This window comes from Streptomyces sp. 891-h (genome assembly GCF_022760275.1).
Classification (GTDB): Bacteria; Actinomycetota; Actinomycetes; order Streptomycetales; family Streptomycetaceae; genus Streptomyces; species Streptomyces spirodelae.
The window spans coordinates 4,221,653-4,238,836 of sequence record NZ_CP050693.1 but is presented as its reverse complement, the minus strand read 5'-3'; the positions used below and the strand labels follow the sequence as shown (position 1 = coordinate 4,238,836).

Here is a 17,184-nt window from a genome sequence, read left to right as displayed (position 1 = left end):
CGTGTCTGTGGTCCGCGTCACGCTGTTCTCCGGCCGCCGGAAAGCGTCTGACCTGCGGATGGACGGGTTTTTGTCAGCCTGCCGATCTGGCCCAAGAGCGCCTGTGAAGCTGTCCAGCATGGCCATTGATGGCCTGGCACGGAATTGATGACCCGGCATGGAGGGGTGCCCGGCTCACTCCGCGTACGGATCGGGCACCGTGAACGCCTCCAGCAGCCGGGGTGGCGCGGCCTGCTGCCAGCTGTCGACGACGATGTCCCGCAGCTCCGTCATGTCCTCCAGCGCCGCCAGCCGCGCCCGCACCCAGTTGGAGCCCGCCTCGTGCGGCGGCACCCAGAACTTCTCCGGCTCGGCGGCGATCAGCTCCCCCCGCTCCAGGCGCGGGCAGCGCACCGCGAAGGAGGACTGGTCGTCCGGCATGGTGAGGAACATCTTCCCCGCCACCCGGAAGGTCGGCATGGCCCACGCCTCCACCTCCTTGGTCTCGGGGAGGACGAGGGCGAGGCGCCGTACGTCGTCGGGACCGGGCCGGGGGCCGGACTGGTGACCGGGCCGGGGATCAGGGCTGCGACCTGCTGTCATACGGCCAGCTTATGGACCGGGACCGACAGCGGACCGACAGCCGGGATGTCCACCGTTTGTCTCAGGCCCTGGACGGCTGCCGTCGTGGTCTGGACAGCGGCACTAGGCTGACCCCGTGGCTGATCTCCAGATTCCCGCTGACCTCAAGCCCGCCGACGGCCGTTTCGGCTCGGGCCCCAGCAAGGTGCGTCCGGAGGCGCTCAGCGCCCTGGCTGCGACCGGTACCTCCCTCATGGGCACCTCCCACCGGCAGGCGCCCGTCAAGAACCTGGTCGGAAAGGTACGCGAAGGCGTACGGAGCCTCTTCTCGCTGCCCGAGGGGTACGAGGTCGTACTCGGCAACGGCGGCTCCACCGCGTTCTGGGACGTGGCGACCCACGGTCTGATCGAGGGCAGGTCCCAGCACCTGTCGTTCGGCGAGTTCTCCTCCAAGTTCGCCAAGGCCGCCAAGCAGGCGCCCTGGCTCGGTGACCCGAGCATCATCCAGAGCGACCCCGGCACCCACCCCGAGGCGCGCGGCGAGCAGGGCATCGACGTCTACGCGCTGACCCACAACGAGACCTCCACCGGTGTCGCCATGCCGCTGCGGCGGGTGCCGGGCGCCGACGACGGCGCGCTCGTCCTGGTGGACGCCACCTCAGGCGCCGGCGGGCTCCCGGTCGACATCACCGAGACGGACGTCTACTACTTCGCGCCGCAGAAGTCCTTCGCCGCGGACGGCGGGCTGTGGATCGCGGTCTTCTCCCCCGCCGCCATCGAGCGTGCGGAGCGGATCGCCGCCTCGGAGCGCCACATCCCTGCGTTCTTCGACCTGCAGACGGCGATCGACAACTCGCGCAAGAACCAGACGTACAACACGCCGGCGCTGGCCACGCTCTTCCTGCTCAACGACCAGCTGGAGTGGATCAACGGGCAGGGCGGCCTGGAGTGGGCCGTCTCGCGCACCGCGGACTCCTCCTCGCGGCTCTACGGCTGGGCGGAGAAGGCGTCGTACGCGTCGCCGTTCGTCACCGACCCGGAGCAGCGCTCGCAGGTCGTGGGCACGATCGACTTCGCGGACGACGTGGACGCCGCGGCCGTGGCCAAGGTACTGAGGGCCAACGGTGTCGTGGACACCGAGCCCTATCGGAAGCTGGGCCGCAACCAGTTGCGGGTCGCGATGTTCCCGGCGGTGGAGCCCGCGGACGTCGAGGCGCTGACGGCGTGCGTCGACTGGGTGATCGAGCGCCTGTAGCTGATGAGGGGCTGCCCCTTGCTGTGTCTTGCAGGCTGCGGGTGTGCTGTGGCTTGTCGCGCAGTTCCCCGCGCCCCTGACGGGGCAACGCCCCATGCGGGGTAGCATCCCCTCCCGTTCCGCCGGGTACGGCACTCGCATGAGCACCCCCACCACCGGCTTCGAGCTGTTCGCCCGGGAGCGGCGCGTACGGCTGACGACGTACGAACGCGAGGGCACCCCCGTCGGGCGCCCCGCCCAGATCGCAGTCGAGGGCGACCACGCCTACGTCCGCACTCACACCCGCGCGAAACAACGTGCGCACATCGAGCGCTACCCGGAAGTGGAACTCTCGGCCGCCACCCTCACCGGCACCCCGAACGGGGCGCCGATGAAGGCGCGGGTACGGGAGCTGCGGGACCAGGAGGCGCGGCACGCCGCCGCGCGGCTGGCCCGCAGGCACCCGCTCACCCAGGGTCTGCTCGTACCGCTCGGCTACCTGCTGATGTTCGACCGGCCGGTCCACTACGAGCTGCGGCTGGTCGGCGAATAGGCCCCGGAGCCGCCCTGAGCCGTCATCTGCTGAGGCGTTGGAACCGGCGTACGGCCAGCGGCAGGAAGACGGCCGTCAGCGCCAGCGGCCACACCACCGCCATCACGTCCGAGTGCTGCTCGATCCAGCTGCCCCCGCTCGGCAGCGGGTTGCCGTACAGCTCGCGGACCGCGTTGGCGGTGGCCGAGACGGGGTTCCACATCGCGATGGCGCCCAGCCAGTCCGGCATCTCCGACGGTGGCGTGAAAACGCTGGAGACCATGCCGAACGGGAAGGCCACGGCGAACAGATTGCCCGCCGACTCCTGGGTCTTGGCCAGCAGGCCCAGCAGCACGCCCACCCAGATGAGCGAGAACCGCAGCCAGAGCAGCAGCACGAAGGCCCACAGCGTGGCGAGCAGGTCGCCGTCCGAGCGCCAGCCGACGACCAGCGCGATCGCCGCCAGCACCGCGAGGTCGAGCGCCGCGTGCAGCACGTCGGAGACGCCGCGTCCTGTGACCACGGCGGAGGGGGCCATCGGCATGGAGCGGAAGCGGTCGGTGACGCCGCGCTCCTTGTCCACGACGACGGCCATCGCGGTGTTCATGAAGCCGAAGGCCATGGTCATCGCGAACATGCCGGGCATCGCGTAGTCCTTGTAGTCCACCCCCTTGCCGACGTCCATGGCGCTGCCGAAGACGTAGACGAACAGCAGGACGGACACGATCGGGAAGCCGAGCTGCCAGGCGATGAGGGAGGGCTGTTTCGCCAGGTGGGTCAGGTCGCGGCGGACGATCGTCCAGCAGTCGGCGACCGCCCAGTACAGCCGCCCTCCGGCCCCCTGCCGCTCCGCGGTCTGTACGGCGCTCATACGTTCACCTCCGTGCGCTCCGTGCGCTCCGTGCTCTCCCGCTCCTCCGTGCGGCTGCCGGTCAGGGCCAGGAAGACCTCGTCCAGCGTGGGGCGGCGCAGGCCGATGTCGGCGACGGCCACTCCCTCGTCCTGAAGGCGGCGTGCCACCGCGGTGAGCGCGGGCACCCGCTCGGCGACCGGCGCGTGGACGCGCAGTCCGGTGGCGTCGGTCTCCGGCTCGGCGCCCTCGGCCGCGGCCTGTGCGACGGCGGCCGCGACGGCGGGCAGGTCGCGGGCCTCGGCGGCGACCACCTCGATACGGTCGCCGCCGATGGCCCGCTTGAGACCGGCCGGGGTGTCCTCGGTGACGTTGCGGCCCCGGTCGATGACGGCGATCCGGTCGGAGAGCTTGTCGGCCTCATCCAGGTAGTGGGTCGTCAGGACGACGGTGGTGCCCTGCTCGGTGAGTCCGCGTACCGCGTCCCACACCTCGCTGCGGCCGCGCGGGTCGAGTCCGGTGGTCGGCTCGTCCAGGAAGAGCACCTCAGGGGCGAGGATCATGCTGGAGGCCAGGTCGAGGCGGCGCCGCATACCGCCGCTGAACCCCTGCGGCTGCTTGTCGGCCGCCTCGGTGAGTCCGAACTGGTCGAGCAGTTCGGTGGCTCTGCGGCGGGCGCGATCGGCGCCGAGGTGGAAGAGGCGGCCGAACATCTCCAGGTTCTGCCGCGCTGTGAGTATCTGGTCGACGGCGGCGTGCTGTCCGGTGAGGCCGATCCTGCTGCGTACGGCGCGCGGGGCGCGGCTCACGTCGTGGCCGCCGACGGTCGCGCGGCCCCCGTCGAGCCGGACGAGGGTGGTCAGGGCGCGTACGGCGGTGGTCTTGCCGGCCCCGTTCGGGCCCAGCAGCCCGAAGACGGTGCCGCGGGGGACGGCCAGGTCGAGGCCGTCGAGCGCGTGTTTGTCGCCGTAGGTCTTGCGGAGCCCCTCGGCGACGACGGAGCACTGGTCCAGTGGTGGTGCGGGCATACTTCCCCTCCTTGAATCTGGGTACGCCGTACCCAGATGAAAAAGCGTACAGCCTACGCAGATGCTCGCAAGGGGATTTCCTACGATGGCCGCACCATGACGACAGAGCACACCGCCGACGGCGAAGGACTCACCCGCCTCGTCCGCAGCCTCGACCTGCTGTGGGGCCGCACCACCCGCGAGCGCCCCGCACGCGGACCCAAACCCGGACTGACGCTCGCGCAGATCGTGGCGGCCGCCGTCGACCTCGCCGACCGCGAAGGACTGGCAGCGCTGTCCATGCGCCGCGTCGCCACCGAACTGGGCGTCGGCACCATGTCCCTGTACCGCTACGTGCCCGGCAAGGACGAGCTGGTCGCCCTGATGTGCGACCAGGTCGCCCTCCCGCCGACCGACGTCGAGCAGTGGCGCGGCAACAACTGGCGCGAGACGCTGGAGCTGATCGCCGAAGGGTCGTGGAAGCTCTACACCACACACACCTGGCTGCTGCAGGTCAACCAGGCCCGCCCGATCCTGGGCCCGCACTCCATGGCCAACCTCGACTTCGCCCTGGGAGCCCTGGAGGACCTGCCCTTCACCGGCCAGGAGAAGATGACCATGCTCGTCGCCCTCGACAACCTCATCACGGGCTCGGCCCGCTCAGTCGTCCTGTACCAGCAGGCGGCCCAGCAGTCCGGCGTCAGCGACGAGGAGTTCTGGCGCACCCAGGAGCCCTACATCACGCGCGGCATGGAAGAGGGCGGCCTCACCCACCTGGCAGCCCTCCCCGACGACGCCTTCACCGCCGACCCCGCCGACAGCACCCGCTTCGCCGTCCGCGCCCTCCTGGACGGCTTCCAACACCTGCTGGACCAGCGCAGGGCGACGCCCTGAACCTGCCTGCCCCAACCGCCGGGCGGCCCCACCCTGACGAACGTCAGTACGAGAGAGGGCCGGAGACCTGCGAGGATCTATTGCCGGGGCCGCCGATCGCCGCGTCCGCCACGGACGGGTGCGTCGGCCCCGCAGCAACACAGGACGTCTCAAGGGGAATGACATGCCCAGGAACCTGCGCCGAATCGCAACGCTGGCCGCAGGAACGACACTTGCCGCGACCAGTGCCCTCGCTCTCGCCGCTCCCGCACAGGCCGCGACCGTCACACCGGCGCCCGGCCTGGAGTGCGAGACGAACATCCAGCACGACATCAAGTACGCCAGCGTCAACTGCACCGATGTGACCGGAGCCCACGTCTGGCGCGTGCACGTGATCTGCGGGTGGGCGCCCGACCAGTACACCGATTGGCTGGCGACCGGCATCGGCAGCACCGTCGGCAACGGCGCCAGGTGCCCCGCGTACAGCAGCGGAGTCGGCGGCGTGGAGGTCCAGGTCCAGTAGCGGCCGGCCGCGCGCCCGGCGACGCGCGTGTGCCGCCACCCCGCCGCCGGGGCGTCAGTTCCGGCGGCGGGTGAAGAGGCGGCGGAGGCCGAACCAGAGGACCAGGGCTGCGATGAAGGTGGCGCCGCCCAGGGTGAGGGTGCGGTTGTCGTCGTCGGACGAGCCGTTGTCGCCGTCGCCGCCCTTGGAGGGGGACTTCGAGTCCGACTCGTCGTCGGAGGGCGGCGCCGCCTCGCCCTTCAGCGCCACGGGTTGGACGCTGCTGCCGGCGCCCTCGGAGCCGTACATCAGGGTGCGGCCGTCGGGGGCGAACGTCACCGACTCGCCCTGCCGCTGCAGCGGTACGGACACATTGCCGATCTTCTCCGGCTTGCCGTCGCGCCACTTGTAGCCGTACGCGCTGAAGTAGCCGCGCAGCACCAGCCGGGAGCCGTCCGGGGAGAACGCTCCGTCGGTCGCCTCGAAGTCGACCTTCGCGACGCGCGAGAAGGTGTTGACGCCCCCGGGGTTCAGCTTCTCGGGGCCCGCGTAGAGACCGCCCTTGCCGTTGCCGCTCTTGCTGGCGATGTAGACGCGGCCGGTCCTGGGGTGCACCATCAGCGACTCGGCGTTGCGCGGGCCGTCGGCGTAGCGGACGGTGTAGCGGGTGGGGTTCACCGTCACATCGCCGCTCAGGCGCTTCGGTTCGGGGAAGCGGTAGATCCACACTTCGAGCCACTGGCCGTCCACGTTGTCGCCGATGTCGCCGACGTAGATGTCGCCGTCGGGGCCGATGGAGATCCCCTCGACGTCACGTGGCTTGATCCCGTTGAGCGTCACCCGGCTGACGGTCTTTCCGGTGCGGCTGTCGACGGCGTAGACGTACGGGCCGTCGTCGGAGTCGTTGTGCGTCCAGTAGATGCCCTTGTGGGCGCGGCTGGCGGCCAGACCGCTGGACTCGGTGATCCGCGAGTCGCGGATGGTGAAGCCCTGGGGCCCGTCCTCGGCGACGGCAGGCGAGGCTGCCGTCATCGCTCCCAGCAACACGGCAACCGCCCCGACCCCGACCCCGAACCCACGCATACGCACAGCCATGTGCTCCAGTGTCCAGCATCACGGTGCGACCCAGGACAAGATCCCGGAGGATGTGCGAATGCGCGTTCTCTTCGTCGGCGACTCCATGACGATCGGAGCGGCCGGCGACCACACCTGGCGGTACCGGTTCTGGCAGCACCTGTGCCGTACGGTTCCGGACCGCGCGGCGTGGGAGATCGTCGGTCCCCGCACCGCCCTGCACGAGGGCAGCCACGCCTACGCCGACCCGCTCTTCCCCCACCACGCGCGGGCCCACCTCGCGGGCTGGGGCTCGGGGTGGCTGCACATGGCGCCGGTCATCCGGGAGACGGTCGCGGCGCACGGTGCCGACACCCTGCTGGTCTCGCTCGGGCTGATAGACCTCGGCTTCTACACCGACCCCGAACAGACGCTCGCCAACGTGGAACTGTTCATGGCTCAGGCGCGCGCCGCCAACCCGGCGCTGCGCGCGGTGCTGCTGCCCGTCATCCCGAACGTCCGCGCCGCGACCGAGCCCGAGTTCGCGGCCGTGTGCACGCGCTTCAACACCCTGCTGGCCAAGGTCGTCGCCGAGCTGTCCCAGCCGGGCTCGCCGGTGCTGCCGGCTTCGGTGCCGGAGGACTGGTCGCTGGAGCGGGACACCTACGACGGGACCCACCCCTCGGCGGAGGGCGAGCACCGGATGGCCGCCGCCTTCGCCGACGCCCTGCACCAGGCATGGGGCGTGGGCGGCCCGTACCGCGGGAGCGCGCTGGTGCTCTGACCCGCTTTGCGGGACGAGCGCTACCGGGTGCGGCCAAGTCGGGCAAAAGCTGCCGAGTGCGCAGGTGTCGTCAAGTTCGGCAAAAACCAGCCAGGTGGCGTACCTTTCGCGCCGGAACCTCGCGCGGGCCGCAGCGGTGGGCGGCACCGGAGCTGCCGCTGCGCCAGACTGGCGCCTTGTGCCGCGAACGCCCCCAACGCGGCGGTTCAGAACCGCGCTGTGGGACGCTCGCGACATCCCCCGACTAATGCGCGCGAGCGCGCACTAAGTGCGGGAACAGTAATCGGAACCTGAGCCTCGACGCAACGCGGACCCCATGACTGCTCCACAACCGCACGGATCCGACCGACCGGCCGAACCCGCCCGTCCGCACGGATCGACCCGCCCCGGCGGACGCACCGCGCGCACCCGGGCCGCCGTACTGGCCGCAGCCTGGGAGGAGTTGGACCGCCGCGACTTCGCCTCGCTCACCATCGACCTGATCGCCCAGCGCTCCGGAGTGCACGCCGCGACCATCCGGCGCCGCTGGCGGACCGTCGAAGGTGTGATCAGCGACATACTCAGCCAGCACGGCGAGACCATCCCGGTGCCCGACACCGGCAGCCTGCGTCAGGACCTGCACGCGCTCGCCCGCTCCATCGCCGACTTCTACGCCGCGCCGCGCAACCAGCGCCTCGTCGAGGCCGTCGTCACGGCCGCCGCGCGCGAGTCGGGCGCCGCGGAAGTGCTGCGCACCGTCTTCGGGGGCCGCATCCGGCGAGTCGCCGTCATGGTGGAGCGGGCCGCGGAGCGTGGGGAGGTCGCCGCCGACACCGACGGCGAAGAGGTCATCGCCGCGATGGGCGCCCCCTTCTACTACCGGCTGCTGATGACGCGGCAGCCCGTCGACGCCGAGCTCGCCAGCAGGAGCGCGGAGGCCGCTTACCTCGCCGCCGTCGAGGGGGTGTTCCGTACCGGGCGCCGGGCCCCGTAAGGGGCGCGGGGAACTGCGCGACAAGCCACAACACACCCGCAGCCTGCGACGCGCAGCAAGGGGCACCCCCTTCCCAGCAGGGCGGGGCGGGGCGCAGCCCCTTGCTTCGAGTGTGCTCCAAGCGCCTAGCGTGGCGGCATGGAGTACACGCAGCTCGGACGTACAGGACTGAAGGTCAGCAGGCTCGTGCTCGGCACCATGAACTTCGGGCCGCAGACGGACGAGGCCGACAGCCACGCGATCATGGACGCCGCACTGGCGGCAGGCGTCAATTTCTTCGACACCGCCAACGCCTACGGCTGGGGCGCCAACAAGGGCCGCACCGAGAAGATCATCGGAAGCTGGTTCGCCAAGGGCGAGGGGCGGCGCGACAAGACTGTCCTGGCCACCAAGGTCTACGCCAACATGTCCCCGGACGGCGAGAACCCCTGGCCCAACCACGACAAGCTGTCCGCGCTGAACATCCGCCGCTCCGTGGAAGCCAGCCTGCGGCGGCTGGGGACCGACTACATCGACCTGTACCAGTTCCACCACGTCGACCGGGCCACGCCCTGGGACGAGATCTGGCAGGCCATGGACGTCCTCGTCCAGCAGGGCAAGGTCCTCTACGTCGGCTCCAGCAACCACGCCGGCTGGCACATCGCGCAGGCCAACGAGACCGCGGCGCGGCGCGGCTCACTCGGACTGGTGAGCGAGCAGTGCCTCTACAACCTCGCCGAGCGGCGCGCCGAGATGGAGGTCGTCCCGGCAGCGCAGTCGTACGGGCTGGGGATCATCCCCTGGTCCCCGCTGCACGGCGGACTGCTGGGCGGCGCGCTGCGCAAGGCCCGCGAGGGCGGCGGCAGCCGTACGGGCTCGGGCCGCGCGGCCACCGCACTGGCGGACGCCACCGTACGCGGCCAGGTCGAGGCGTACGAGAAGCTCCTCGCCGAGCACGGGCTGGAGCCGGGCGAGGTGGCACTCGCCTGGCTGCTGTCCCGGCCGGGCGTCACGGGGCCCATCGTCGGGCCCCGGACGGCCGAGCAGCTCGACTCCGCGCTGCGCGCCGTCGAGCTGAAGCTCGACGACGGACTGCTCGCCTCGCTGGACGAGATCTTCCCCGGCCCCGGCCCCTCTCCTGAGGCATTCGCCTGGTAGGCCCGCTGCTCGGAGCCTCCGGCTCAGCGGCCGCCCAGGGCCGAGGCCAGGATGACGACGAGGAAGAGCACCACCAGCACACCCGTCACAATGCGCATTCTGGTCTTAGCGTTCACGCCGACAACGGTAGCCGGGGCCCCGAGCGGCTTCGTCACGGGCCCAGGGGCCAGCGCTCCAGCGGCTCGTAGCGGGGCTGCTCCCCCGGCACCCCGCTGCGCGGCGGCACGCTGCACACCAGCAGCAGCTCCCGGGCCGTCCAGCTGGAGCCGTGGAAGGGCTCCAGCTGGGCGACGTACGGGCGCAGATCGGTCGTCCGCCTGCCCTTCGCGCGGGCCAGCGTGAGGTGCGGGCGGAACGAGGGGTGCTCGTCGGGAGGGAGCAGGCCCGCGCGGCGGCCGGCGGCAGTGGTGGCAGCCGCCAGCTTCTTGAGGGCTTCGCGGTCGGCGTCCGCCATGTGCAGGCCCGCCCACAGGGCGCGGTCCCCGAAGCGGCCGGCCCCTGCGAGGCGCGCCGGGACGGGGCCGGGCGCCTTTCCCGCTGCGCGGGCCAGGCGGGTGGTGAGCTCGGCCCTCTTCCCGTCGTCCACCTCGCCGTAGAAGCTCAGCGTGAAGTGCCAGCTTGCCGGCTGCGTCCAGCGGAGCGCGTCCGCGCCGGGCAGCCCTCTGAGGGCGTCGACGGCCCGTTCCAGTTCCCTGACCGCGTCCGGTGGGGGCCACAGTGCTGCGAACAGTCTCATGTGTGCGCAGCCTGCCATGAGGCGAGCTCCCCTGCCCGCCCCCGGGCAGAGGGGCTGCGCCGCCGGGCAACCATTACGCCGGCTCCCTCACTTCCGTGCGGGGCACGAACCGCAGATGCGGCTCCCCCCGCCGGAGGCTCACCGCAGGCCGCAAGCCGGCGAGGCGGGCCAGGACCAGGGCGACGGCCACGGCAGCGACCGCGGAGATCAGACCCCCGGCGACAAAGCCGGTGCGCGCGCCCCAGACGTCGGTGATCCAGCCCATGATCGGCCCGCCGATGGGCGTACCGCCCACGAAGACCATCATGAACAGGCTCATCACCCTCCCTCGCATCGCCGGGTCGGAGGCGAGCTGGACGCTGGAGTTGGCGGTGACGTTGAACGTCAGGCCCGCCAGCCCGATCGGCGCCATGAGAGCGGCGAACAGCCAGTACGAGGGCGAGAGGGAGGCGGCGATCTCCAGTACGCCGAAGACCAGCGCGGCGCCGACCATCAGCCGCATCCGGGACTGTCCGCGCCGGGCCGCCAGCAGCGCTCCGGCCACGGAGCCGACGGCCATCAGGAAGTTGAGGGTGCCGTAGGTGCCCGCGCCCGCGTGGAAGACGTCACTGGTGAAGGCCGTGAGCCAGATGGGGAAGTTGAAGCCGAACGTGCCGATGAAGCCGACCAGCACGATCGGCCACAGCAGCTCCGGGTGCCCGCCGACATAGCGCAGGCCCTCGCGGAGCTGGCCCTTGCCGCGCCGCACGGGCTTGCTGGTGTACAGCTCACCGGGGCGCATCAGCAGCAGGCCGATGAGGGGCGCACCGAAGGACAGGCCGTTGATCAGGAACGCCCAGCCGCCGCCGACGGCTGAGATCAGTACGCCCGCGACGGCCGGGCCGACCAGCCGGGCGCTCTGGAAGTTCGCGGAGTTGAGCGAGACGGCGTTGCGTATCTGGGCCGGACCGACCATCTCGGAGACGAAGGTCTGCCGGGTCGGGTTGTCCACGACGGTGGCCAGGCCGAGGGCGAAGGCGAGCGCGTAGACGTGCATGACCTGCACGTTCCCGCTCAGCGTGAGCGCCGCCAGCACCAGGCCTATGACGCCCATGGTCGACTGGGTGACGAAGAGCAGCTTGCGCTTGGAGCAGCGGTCGGCGATGACGCCGCCGTACAGCCCGAACAGCAGCATGGGGAGGAACTGGAGAGCCGTGGTGATGCCGACGGCGGTGGAGGAGCCGGTAAGGCTGTGCACCAGCCAGTCCTGGGCGATGCGCTGCATCCAGGTACCGGTGTTGGAGACGGCCTGGCCCATCGCGAACAGGCGGTAGTTGCGGATCTTCAGGGAGCTGAACATCGAAGGCTTCGAGGACTTCGCAGGCTGCGAGGACTGCGAGGGTTTCGAAGGCTGCGAGGGCTCGGCGGACTCAGCGGCGCCGCCGCCGCGCCGGTCACCCTGACCGGCCGGTCCTTGGCTCAGGTCGGCCGGTCCCCGACCGGCCGCTCCCTTGTCGGTTGTCCTGATGTCGTCGTCGGCTGTCGATGGTGCGGGTGCGGAGTCTGCTCCGTGGCCCGTACTCAAAGCGGCGTCGCCTCCTGTTCGGGTTCGTGCTCCTTACAGATGTGCCAGCTTCTCCAGTACCGGCGCGGCGGCGCGCAGCGTCGCCCACTCGTCCTCGTCCAGCTCCTGTACCAGTTCGGTCAGCCAGGCGTTCCGCTTCTCGCGGGCCGCGGCCAGCATGGATTCGGCCTGTTCGGTCTGGGTGACCACCTTCTGCCGGCGGTCCTCGGGGTGTGCGTCCAGCCGGACCAGCCCCTTGGCCTCCAGCATCGCGACGATGCGCGTCATCGACGGCGGCTGCACATGTTCCTTGCGGGCCAGCTCGCTGGGGGTGGCCGAGCCGCAGCGGGCGAGGGTGCCGAGCACGGACATCTCCGTGGGGCTCAGCGACTCGTCGACGCGCTGGTGTTTCAGCCGTCGGGAGAGGCGCATCACCGCGGCACGGAGCGCGTTGACGGCGTCCTTGTCCTGCTGTTCGTCCTGCTGTTCGTCCCGCTGCTCAGCATGCTGTTCGGCCGGCGGATCGTCGAGCTGGTCGAGCGCACCCGGCAGGGGCCCGTCCGCGAAGCGCGGAGCGGGGAGCTGTTCCGACATACTCCTTAGCCTAACTCATTACCTGGCCTAAGGACTACCGGGTTTACCCGGCAGGGGCTCACACGTACGAGTGAGTCAGAACACATTCGCCGGACAGCGGGCGGGGTGTGTTCGCGACCGTTGTCGTATGAACAGCCTTACTCCGCCGTGTGACAACGACCACCACGAGCAGCCCGAGTCGCAGGTGCTCAGCCTGCGGATAGAGGCCGCCCTCTTCGAGCGGCTGAACGGCCACGCCGCGAAACGCGGAATGAGCGTCCAGGACTATGTGGTCCGGACGCTCGTCCGCGACGACTTCGACGAGCGCTTCAAGGCGTCGGTCGAGCGGACCGAGCGGTTCTACGGCCACTCGGCCTCGAGCACCGGGGGCCTCACTTGACGCCGAGAGCCTGCTCGATCGGGTCCAGCAGGAAGTAGACGAGGAAGCACAGCCCGACCACGTTCAGCAGCCAGGGGATCTCCCGTGCCCGGCCGACCGCCGACCGCAGCACGATGAAGGAGATCACGCCGATGCCGATGCCGTTGGTGATGCTGTAGGTGAACGGCATCGAGATGACGGTGAGGAAGGCAGGAACGGCGACGGTGGAGTCGGCCCAGTCGATCTCCCGCACGTTCGACGCCATGATCAGGAAACCGACGATCAGCAGCGCGGGCGTCGCCGCCTGGGAGGGCACGACCTTCGCCAGGGGGGTGAAGATCAGCGCGAGCAGGAAGAGCCCGCCTGTCAGGACATTGGCCAGCCCGGTGCGCGCGCCCTCACCGACACCGGCGGTGGACTCCGCGAAGCAGGTGTTGGCCGAGCAGGAGCCGAAGCCGCCGGCCGCCACCCCGACACCGTCCATGAACAGGATGCGGCCCATCCGCGGCAGCTGCCCGTGAGCCCGGTCGTCGGCAAGACCGCTCTCCTCGCCGACGCCGATGATCGTGCCCATCGCGTCGAAGAAGCCCGACAGCAGCACGGTGAACACGAACAGGCAGCCCGTCAGCCAGCCCACCTCATGGAATCCGCCGAACAGGCTGATCTCCCCGATCAGGCCGAAGTCGGGACTGCTGACCACCGAGTCAGGCAGCGCCGGCACCGAGAGGCCCCAGGCCGCGTCGGGGATCTCGGCCACGGCGTTGATCACGATGGCGAGGACGGCGCCGGCCACGATGCCGATGAGGATGGCGCCCCGCGTCCTGCGCACCGTCAGCACGAACATCAGTATCAGCCCGATGACGAACACCAGCACCGGCCAGCCCTGGAGCCGCCCGTCCACGCCGAGGCCCAGCGGGACGCTGGTGTGCGCCTTGTCCGGGTTGCGGGTGACGAAGCCGGAGTCGACCAGGCCGATCAGCGAGAGGAAGAAACCGATACCGATCGCGATGGCGCGGCGCAGCCCATTGGGGATGGCGTCCATCACCCGCTGCCGCAGACCGGAGGCGACCAGGATCATCAGCACGATCCCGGCGAGCACCACCATGCCCATGGCGTCGGGCCAGCTCATCTTGGGCGCGAGCTGGAGCGCGACGACGGCGTTGATGCCCAGCCCCGCGGCGAGCGCGATGGGCACATTGCCGATGACGCCCATCAGCAGGGTGGTGAGCCCGGCCATCAGCGCGGTGGCCGTCACCAGCTGGCCGTTGTCCAAGTGCTGGTGGTACTTGTCCTCGCCCGCCCCGAGGATGATCGGGTTCAGCACGATGATGTACGCCATCGCGAAGAACGTGGCCAGTCCTCCCCGCAGCTCACGGCCGACGGTCGAGCCGCGCTCCGAGATCTGGAAGAAGCGGTCCAGTGCGGACGGGGAAGCGGGCGGGGTCCCCTGCGGGACTCCCTCGGAATCGACCGGGCCGGCCGAAGCGGACATGCGTGACCTCGGGTTGGTGCGGGTGCGTACTGCTACGCGCTGGTACGGGTGCCCGCCGGAACGGGCCTGGGGGCTGGGGCGACCGGATCAGTTTGGTGCATCGCACGAAAAAAACCGGCCACCGCCAGACCGATTCAGTATGAACAACCGAACGGGTTGATCGCCAACTCCGCCCCCCGCCCCCCGCCCCCCGGCACCGCCTCGCTAGGCTGGAGCCGGGGAACGGGCGAGAGACGAGGAGCCGGGGCGATGAGCCTGATGGACAGATGGACCAGCGGCGAGCGCGAGGCGCCCGAGCCGCTGGAGGGCAACGTCGTCGCCACCGTCGTCACCGGCACACTGGTGTGGCTCGTTCTGCTCCTCGTGCAGCTCCCCTTCTACGGCTGGTTCGCCGACCACGGCCACACCTGGTGGCTGTGGACCTGCGCCGCCGGCGCGGCACTGGGCTGCGTGGGCATCTGGTACGTACGGGCCAGGGACAAGGCCATCAAGCGCGCCCAGGACGACTGACAGCGCCCACGGCGCGTGCGGCGCACTCCCCCGGCGCGGGGGCAGTCACCGTACCGTCGGAACATGACACAAACGCGCGAAGGTCTCACCAGCGGCGAGGTGGCCGAGCGCGTTGCGCGGGGTGAGGTCAACGATGTGCCGCCGCGCAGCAGCAGGTCGGCTGCCGACATCGTCCGGGCGAACGTCTTCACGCGGTTCAACGCGATCATCGGGGTGCTGTTTCTGATCATCCTGGTGGTGGGCCCGGTGCAGGACGGGCTGTTCGGCTTCGTGATCATCGCCAACACCGGCATCGGGATCGTCCAGGAGCTGAGGGCCAAGCGGACGCTGGACAACCTGGCCGTGATCGGTGAGGCCCGGCCCCGGGTGCGGCGGGACGGGCGCAGCGTGGAGGTGCCCACAGCGCAGCTCGTGCTGGGCGACCTGATCGAGCTGCGGCCCGGCGACAAATGCGTGGTCGACGGCGAGGTGCTGGAGGCCGACAGCCTCGAAGTGGACGAGTCGCTGCTGACCGGCGAGGCCGAGCCGGTGCTCAAGCGCCCTGGCGACCCGCTGATGTCCGGCAGCTTCGTCGTGGCCGGCAGCGGCGCGTTCACCGCCACCAAGGTGGGCCGCGAGGCGTACGCGGCGCAGCTGACCGAGGAGGCCAGCCGGTTCACGCTCGTCCACTCCGAACTGCGCGGCGGCATCAGCGAGCTGCTGAAGTACATCACCTGGATGATGGTCCCGGCCGCGGTCGGCCTGATCCTCAGTCAGCTCGTGGTCGAGGACCACCACGTGGACGAGGCCGTGCGCCGCATGGTGGCCGGCATCGTGCCGATGGTGCCCGAGGGGCTGGTGCTGCTGACCTCGGTGGCCTTCGCCATCGGCGTCATCCGGCTGGGCCGCAAGCACTGCCTGGTCCAGGAGCTGCCCGCCATCGAGGGCCTGGCCCGGGTGAACGTCGTCTGCCTGGACAAGACCGGCACCCTCACCGAGGGCGGTATGGACGTCTCCGAGGTACGGCCGCTGAACGGCGCCGACGAGGCCCGCGTCGCCCAGGTGCTGCGGGCCTTCGGAGCCGCCGAGCCGCATCCGAACGCCAGCCTCCAGGCCATCATCGAGGCCTATCCGCCGACGCCCGACGGCGCCGGCCGCTGGCAGGCCACCCGGACGCTCCCGTTCTCCTCGGCCCGCAAATACAGCGGCGCCGCCTTCGCCGAGCCGGACGGCGGCCGCAGCGCCTGGCTGCTGGGCGCCCCCGATGTGCTGCTGGGAGAGGGCGACCCGGTGCTCGGCGACGTGGACCGGCTGGACCGGCAGGGGCTGCGGGTGCTGCTGCTGGCCCGGGCCGCCGACGGGGACCGGGACTTGCAGGACGAGGGTGCGGCGGACGCCGCGCGGCCGGTGGCGCTCGTCGTACTCGAACAGCGGCTGCGCCCGGACGCAGCCGAGACGCTGGGCTACTTCGCCGAGCAGAACGTCCGCGCCAAAGTGATCTCCGGCGACAACGCCGTCTCCGTCGGCGCCGTCGCCGCCAAACTGGGCCTGCCGGGCGCCGAACGCTCCATCGACGCGCGGGAACTGCCGGCACCTCAGCAGGAGCGGGCCCGGCAGGTGGCCGACGGCACGGTCTTCGGCCGTGTCACCCCGCAGCAGAAGCGGGAGATGGTGGGCGCCCTGCAGTCGTCAGGGCACACCGTGGCGATGACCGGCGACGGCGTCAACGACGTCCTCGCGCTCAAGGACGCGGACATCGGCGTCTGCATGGGCTCGGGCTCCGAGGCCGCCAAGGCCGTGGCGCAGATCGTGCTGCTGGACAACAGCTTCGCGACGCTGCCGTCGGTCGTCGGCGAGGGCCGCCGCGTCATCGGGAACATCGAACGGGTCGCCACCCTGTTCCTCACCAAGACCGTCTACTCGGTGCTGCTGGCGCTGCTGGTCGTCTGCTGGCAGGTGCCCTATCCGTTCCTGCCCCGCCATCTGACGCTGCTGTCCTCGCTCACCATCGGCATCCCCGCCTTCTTCCTGGCCCTGGCCCCCAACCGGGAGCGCGCCAGGCCGCACTTCGTCAGGCGGGTGCTGCACTACGCGCTGCCGTGCGGGCTGATCGCCGGCACCGCCACCTTCGCCACCTATCTGCTGGCGCGGCACCACTACAGCGGCCCCGGCTCGCTGACCGCCGAGACCAGCGCGGCGACCCTGACCCTGTTCCTGATCGCCATGTGGGTGCTGGCCATCGTCGCGCGGCCCTACACCTGGTGGCGCGTGGGGCTGGTACTGGCGATGGGCGCCGGCTTCCTGGCGGTGCTGGTGCTGCCGCCGCTCCAGCACTTCTTCGCGCTGAAGCCGGCCGGCATCCTGCTGCCGTGGACGGCGGTGGCGGTGGCGGCCGTCGCGGGCGTCCTGCTGGAGGTGGCCTGGCGGCTGGCGGCCGGGAAGCTGTCCGCGTAGGTCCCGCGCGGC

18 protein-coding genes are annotated in these 17,184 nt (G+C 70.8%); 10 read left to right on the top strand and 8 right to left on the bottom strand.

Annotated elements, in window-relative coordinates:
• Positions 1-174: 174 nt before the first annotated feature.
• Complete coding sequence (locus HC362_RS18565) at positions 175-582, bottom strand: MmcQ/YjbR family DNA-binding protein (RefSeq protein ID WP_243085058.1); 408 nt, start codon at positions 580-582, stop codon at positions 175-177.
• A gap of 115 nt (positions 583-697) precedes the next feature.
• On the opposite strand from HC362_RS18565, the gene serC reads away from it, so the two are divergent.
• Both serC and HC362_RS18555 read left to right on the top strand, forming a co-directional pair.
• A complete protein-coding gene (gene serC, locus HC362_RS18560; protein WP_243085056.1) occupies positions 698-1,816 on the top strand; it encodes a phosphoserine transaminase in 1,119 nt (372 codons plus the stop codon).
• Positions 1,817-1,955: 139 nt separating this feature from the next.
• Positions 1,956-2,348 carry a pyridoxamine 5'-phosphate oxidase family protein gene (locus tag HC362_RS18555; protein WP_243085054.1) on the top strand — a complete coding sequence of 131 codons (393 nt, stop codon included), beginning with the start codon at positions 1,956-1,958 and terminating at the stop codon, positions 2,346-2,348.
• A 22-nt stretch (positions 2,349-2,370) separates the two neighbouring features.
• Here the strand turns inward: HC362_RS18555 and HC362_RS18550 are convergent, their stop codons facing one another.
• Both HC362_RS18550 and HC362_RS18545 read right to left on the bottom strand, forming a co-directional pair.
• Positions 2,371-3,198, bottom strand: coding sequence for an ABC transporter permease (locus tag HC362_RS18550; RefSeq protein ID WP_243085053.1), 828 nt, complete (start codon positions 3,196-3,198; stop codon positions 2,371-2,373).
• Positions 3,195-4,205, bottom strand: coding sequence for an ATP-binding cassette domain-containing protein (locus HC362_RS18545; protein ID WP_243085052.1), 1,011 nt, complete (start codon positions 4,203-4,205; stop codon positions 3,195-3,197). The genes HC362_RS18550 and HC362_RS18545 overlap by 4 nt, the downstream gene beginning before the upstream one ends.
• A 96-nt stretch (positions 4,206-4,301) precedes the next feature.
• On the opposite strand from HC362_RS18545, the gene HC362_RS18540 reads away from it, so the two are divergent.
• Complete coding sequence (locus HC362_RS18540; RefSeq protein WP_243085050.1) at positions 4,302-5,078, top strand: TetR/AcrR family transcriptional regulator; 777 nt, start codon at positions 4,302-4,304, stop codon at positions 5,076-5,078.
• 163 nt (positions 5,079-5,241) lie between these two features.
• Positions 5,242-5,580, top strand: a complete 339-nt coding sequence (locus HC362_RS18535) for a hypothetical protein (protein ID WP_243085049.1) — start codon at positions 5,242-5,244, stop codon at positions 5,578-5,580.
• Positions 5,581-5,634: 54 nt separating this feature from the next.
• Here the strand turns inward: HC362_RS18535 and HC362_RS18530 are convergent, their stop codons facing one another.
• Positions 5,635-6,591, bottom strand: coding sequence for a hypothetical protein (locus HC362_RS18530; protein ID WP_243088684.1), 957 nt, complete (start codon positions 6,589-6,591; stop codon positions 5,635-5,637).
• 121 nt (positions 6,592-6,712) lie between these two features.
• Between HC362_RS18530 and HC362_RS18525 the strand changes: the two genes are divergently transcribed.
• The 3 genes from HC362_RS18525 (at position 6,713) to HC362_RS18515 (ending at position 9,506) form a co-directional block, all read left to right on the top strand.
• Positions 6,713-7,396, top strand: a complete 684-nt coding sequence (locus HC362_RS18525) for a GDSL-type esterase/lipase family protein (protein WP_243085047.1) — start codon at positions 6,713-6,715, stop codon at positions 7,394-7,396.
• Between the two features lie 316 nt (positions 7,397-7,712).
• Positions 7,713-8,369 (top strand): TetR-like C-terminal domain-containing protein, encoded by a 657-nt coding sequence (locus HC362_RS18520; protein ID WP_243085045.1) that lies wholly within the window; start codon positions 7,713-7,715, stop codon positions 8,367-8,369.
• A gap of 138 nt (positions 8,370-8,507) precedes the next feature.
• On the top strand, positions 8,508-9,506 hold the full coding sequence (locus tag HC362_RS18515) for an aldo/keto reductase (protein ID WP_243085044.1): 999 nt from the start codon (positions 8,508-8,510) through the stop codon (positions 9,504-9,506).
• Between the two features lie 151 nt (positions 9,507-9,657).
• Here the strand turns inward: HC362_RS18515 and thpR are convergent, their stop codons facing one another.
• The 3 genes from thpR to HC362_RS18500 all read right to left on the bottom strand — a co-directional run bounded on the left by thpR (position 9,658) and on the right by HC362_RS18500 (position 12,217).
• Positions 9,658-10,242 (bottom strand): RNA 2',3'-cyclic phosphodiesterase, encoded by a 585-nt coding sequence (gene thpR / locus HC362_RS18510; RefSeq protein ID WP_243085042.1) that lies wholly within the window; start codon positions 10,240-10,242, stop codon positions 9,658-9,660.
• Positions 10,243-10,315: 73 nt separating this feature from the next.
• Positions 10,316-11,581 (bottom strand): MFS transporter, encoded by a 1,266-nt coding sequence (locus HC362_RS18505; RefSeq protein WP_243085040.1) that lies wholly within the window; start codon positions 11,579-11,581, stop codon positions 10,316-10,318.
• Positions 11,582-11,839: 258 nt separating this feature from the next.
• Positions 11,840-12,217, bottom strand: coding sequence for a MarR family transcriptional regulator (locus HC362_RS18500; RefSeq protein WP_229376035.1), 378 nt, complete (start codon positions 12,215-12,217; stop codon positions 11,840-11,842).
• Between the two features lie 289 nt (positions 12,218-12,506).
• Here HC362_RS18500 and HC362_RS18495 point away from each other — a divergent pair, with 289 nt between their 5' ends.
• Complete coding sequence (locus HC362_RS18495) at positions 12,507-12,758, top strand: BrnA antitoxin family protein (protein WP_243085038.1); 252 nt, start codon at positions 12,507-12,509, stop codon at positions 12,756-12,758.
• Here the strand turns inward: HC362_RS18495 and HC362_RS18490 are convergent.
• The gene (locus HC362_RS18490) at positions 12,751-14,229 is read right to left on the bottom strand and encodes an NCS2 family permease (protein ID WP_243085037.1); all 1,479 of its coding nucleotides are present in this window, start codon (positions 14,227-14,229) and stop codon (positions 12,751-12,753) included. The two genes, HC362_RS18495 and HC362_RS18490, sit on opposite strands and share 8 nt — an antisense overlap.
• A gap of 249 nt (positions 14,230-14,478) precedes the next feature.
• On the opposite strand from HC362_RS18490, the gene HC362_RS18485 reads away from it, so the two are divergent.
• Both HC362_RS18485 and HC362_RS18480 read left to right on the top strand, forming a co-directional pair.
• Positions 14,479-14,739 carry a DUF2530 domain-containing protein gene (locus HC362_RS18485; protein WP_243085035.1) on the top strand — a complete coding sequence of 87 codons (261 nt, stop codon included), beginning with the start codon at positions 14,479-14,481 and terminating at the stop codon, positions 14,737-14,739.
• Positions 14,740-14,802: 63 nt separating this feature from the next.
• Positions 14,803-17,172 carry a cation-translocating P-type ATPase gene (locus HC362_RS18480; RefSeq protein ID WP_243085033.1) on the top strand — a complete coding sequence of 790 codons (2,370 nt, stop codon included), beginning with the start codon at positions 14,803-14,805 and terminating at the stop codon, positions 17,170-17,172.
• Positions 17,173-17,184 lie beyond the last annotated feature (12 nt).